Origin of the sequence: Streptomyces phytophilus (assembly GCF_013870535.1) — a bacterium.
Lineage (GTDB): Bacteria > Actinomycetota > Actinomycetes > Streptomycetales > Streptomycetaceae > Streptomyces > Streptomyces phytophilus.
This window is the reverse complement of sequence record NZ_JACBXC010000663.1, coordinates 1-3360: the sequence shown is the minus strand read 5'-3', so window position 1 is coordinate 3360 and position 3360 is coordinate 1. Positions and strand designations below refer to the sequence as shown.

3 protein-coding genes and 1 pseudogene are annotated in these 3360 nt (G+C 75.4%); 1 reads left to right on the top strand and 3 read right to left on the bottom strand.

The features are described 5' to 3' along the window. A partial coding sequence (locus tag H5J30_RS23155; protein WP_181789308.1) for an RNA polymerase sigma factor occupies positions 1–977 on the top strand: 977 nt, incomplete at its 5' end. Here the strand turns inward: H5J30_RS23155 and H5J30_RS23150 are convergent. The 3 genes and pseudogenes from H5J30_RS23150 to H5J30_RS23140 all read right to left on the bottom strand — a co-directional run. Further along, entirely contained in the window at positions 949–1296 is a 348-nt protein-coding gene (locus tag H5J30_RS23150; RefSeq protein WP_181789307.1) for a MerR family transcriptional regulator, read from the bottom strand. The genes H5J30_RS23155 and H5J30_RS23150 overlap by 29 nt on opposite strands. A 10-nt stretch (positions 1297–1306) precedes the next feature. Further along, entirely contained in the window at positions 1307–2032 is a 726-nt protein-coding gene (locus H5J30_RS23145) for an SDR family NAD(P)-dependent oxidoreductase (RefSeq protein ID WP_181789309.1), read from the bottom strand. Positions 2033–2157: 125 nt separating this feature from the next. Next, a pseudogene (locus H5J30_RS23140) lies at positions 2158–3360 on the bottom strand (AfsR/SARP family transcriptional regulator); the annotation flags it as partial.

The window sequence follows — 3360 nt, the reverse complement described above, 5'->3', positions numbered from 1 at the left end:
AGGCGGAGGCGCGGCTGACCGGCCCGGTGGAGTACGCCGCGGACGACACCGCCGACCTCCTCTTCCTGTGCTGCCACCCGGACCTGTCGCCGGCCTCCCAGGTGGCGCTGACCCTGCGGGCGGTCGGCGGGCTGACGACCGCCGAGATCGCGGCGGCGTTCCTGGTGCCGACCGACACCATGACGCGGCGCATCTCCCGCGCCAAGCAGGCGGTCGCGGCGGCGGGCGGCGGGTTCGGGGTCCTCGACGCCGCGACCAGGTCCGCGCGGCTGCCGAGCGTCCTGCGCGTGCTCTACCTGATCTTCAACGAGGGCTACGCGGCCGCCACCGGGGACCGGCTCGCCCGGGTGGAGCTGTCCGGCGAGGCGATCCGGCTGACCCGCCGGCTCCGGGAGAGCCTCCCGGAGGAACCCGAGCTGGCGGGCCTGCTCGCCCTGATGCTGCTCACCGACGCGCGCCGCCCGGCCCGCCTCGACGGCGACGGCAGGCTGGTGCCCCTGGAGGCGCAGGACCGGAGGCTGTGGCGGCGCGAGCTGATCGACGAGGGCGTCGCGATCCTCACCGCCGTCCTGCCGCGCCCGCCGACCGGGCCGTACCAGCTCCAGGCGGCGATCGCCGCCGTCCACGACGAGGCGGAGCCGGCGCGGGACACCGACTGGCTCCAGATCCTCGGGCTCTACCGCTTCCTGGAGCGGCTGGACCCCAGCCCCATGGCGCGGCTCGGCCGCGTGGTCGCCCTCGCCATGGTCGAGGGCCCCCGGGCCGGCCTGGCCGCCTGCGAGGCCCTGGCCGGAGAGCTGGGCGACCACCACCGGTTTTTCGCCGTACGGGCCCACTTGCTGGAGCAGTCGGGGGAGGCGCAGGCCGCCGTCCGCGCGTACCGCGAGGCGGCGCAGCGCACCGCGAGCCTGCCCGAGCGCGACTACCTGACCCGCCGCGCCGACCGGCTCAGCGGCTCCGGGGAAGGGCGTCGATGAGACGTCCGCGGACCACTTCCAGCGCGGCGATCTTCTCTTCCACGTCGGTGAGTCTGCGGGCGATGATCCGCGCGCTCGCGGGACAGACGGGACCGCCGGCGAACTCCTGGTCGAGGCAGGGCAGGAATGCACGGACGTCGTGGGCGGTGAGGCCGAGCGAGAGCAGGAGCCTGATGTTGCCCACCTGGCCGACCGCCGACTCGCCGTACTCCCGGTAGCCGTTCGGCGCTCGCCGGGGGTGCAGCAGCCCCTGCTGCTCGTAGTACCGCAGGGCGCGAACGGTGGTGCCGGCCTTGTCCGCCAGTTCCCCTATCCGCATCGCCCGACCCCTATCCGGCCGCACCCAGCCCGCCGTCGACTCGAATGATCGTACCGGTGAGGTAACGGGCTTCGGGGCGCGCCGCGTTCACGATCCACCAGGCGATGTCCTGGGGCTCGGCGATCCGGCCGAGCGGGATCCGGGCCCGGAGCTTCGTGCCCGCCGCGGCTATCTGCTCGTCCGAGAAACCGGCGTGGGCCAGCACCGGTGTCGCCGTTATCCCGGGGGCCACCGACACCACGCGAATACCGTGCCCCGCGAGTTCGACGGCCCACGTGTGGGTCAGGAAGTCCAGGGCCACCTTCGTGGATCCGTACACCGAGTTGTCCGGCCAGCCGTAGTGGGGCGGGTTGGACGTGACGTTGACGACGGTGCCCCCGTCCTCCAGGTGCGGCAGAGCGTGCTGGGTGAGGAACACCGGGGCGAGGAGGTTCGTGGCGATCTGTTCCGTGGCGACCTGCCGGTCGATCGCACCGAGGGGCGCCGGACGCGTGATCGCGGCATTGTTGACCAGGACATCGATGCGACCGAACGCCTCCAGCGCGGCGGCGACGATGCCGGCGGGGGCGTCCGGCTCGGCGACGTCGGCCACGTACGTCCGGATACGCGGGTGTGGTGCGGCGGTCTCCGCCAGGCGTTCGGCGGTCCGGCCGACGATGAGGACCTCGGCCCCCGCGGCGGCGAACAGCCGGGCTGTCGCACGACCGATCCCGGTGCCGCCGCCGGTGATGAGCACTGCCCGGCCGTGCAGGGTGTTCGTCTCTTCCATGGCCGGGACGCTAAACCCTGACCCCGGCGTCAAGGTCAAGCGCCGCGGACCGCATCCGGTGGACACCCCGGCGAACCTGCGAGGTCACAGCCTCAGCCGCCCGATTCGACCCGCCCCGCCGCCACCGCCTCCTGCGGCGTCAGCTCCTCCCCGCGCCGTAGCGCCTCCTCGGCCTCCGCCGTTCCCAGGCCCGCGCGGATCCGGTCCGTCGTCCGGTTCACATCGCCCCGTTCCGCCGGGGGCAGCGGCGCGCCGGCGGCGCGGCGGGCCGCCGCCGCGGCGCCCAGGAGCAGGGCCGCCTCCCGCAGTGCCGCCGGGGTGCCCGCCAGGGTGCGGGCCGCGGACAGCCCCTCCAGGGACAGGGCCAGCGCGCGGGGGTCGCCCGTCGTCAGAGCCGTGTCGTAGCCCTCCTGCTGGAGGCCGCGGGCCGCCGCCGCGTCGCCGCGCAGCTCGGCCACGAAGCCCAGCTCGGCGAGGACCAGCGCGTTGGCGCCGTTCAGGCCGACCTCGCGGTGCCAGTCGAGCACGGCGCGCAGATGCGACTCCGCCGCGTCCAGCCGGCCGTCCCGGCGGGCCGTGAGCGCCAGGCCGAGGCGGGCGTTGATCTCACCGGCGCGGAAGCCGATGTCGGTCGCCGCGCGCCGCGCTCCCTCGTGGTGCTCGTACGACGCCGCCAGGTCGTCCGCGAGCAGCGCGGCCCGGCCCAGGCCCGCGAGCAGGTCGACCGCCTGGGGTGACGCGCCGAAGCGGCGGGCGACGTCGAGTCCGTTGCGCCACAGCTCCGTTGCGCGGGCGTAGTCGCCGTGGATCTCCGCGAGCGAGGCCAGCGGGTACACCGTCCACACCCGGGAACACGCGTCGCCCATGCCCTCGAACAATGCCGCGCTGCGCTCCGCCGCCCCCGCCGCCGCGGCCAGGTCGCCCTTCAGCAGCCGCTGCACCGCCCGGTCCCCGAGAGCCGCCGCCTCGCCCCACCCGTCGCCCTGCTCCCGGAAGGCGGCGAGGGCCCGGCCCGTCAAGTCCTCGCCCTCGGCCATGCTCCCCGTGCCGCACAGCGTGTGCCCCAGGAACCACCCCGCCCACGCCGGGCCCCGCCAGCCGGACGGTGCCGCGTCGCCCTCCGCGTCACTGCGGGCGTCCCGCTGCGCGTGGCTCCCTTCGTACGCCCCGACCGCCGCTGCGATCCGCGCCGTACGCTCCGTCCCGTCCCCCGTGAGGATCGCGAACCCCGTACGCCACACCCCCACCCGCGCCCGCAGGACTGCGTCGCCCGGACCACCCGGATCGCCCGCGTA

What these genes read in the sequence shown, in the direction of transcription:
- H5J30_RS23150 (WP_181789307.1), bottom strand. Translation starts at nt 1,296, where the DNA reads ATGCGGATAGGGGAACTGGCGGACAAGGCCGGCACCACCGTTCGCGCC.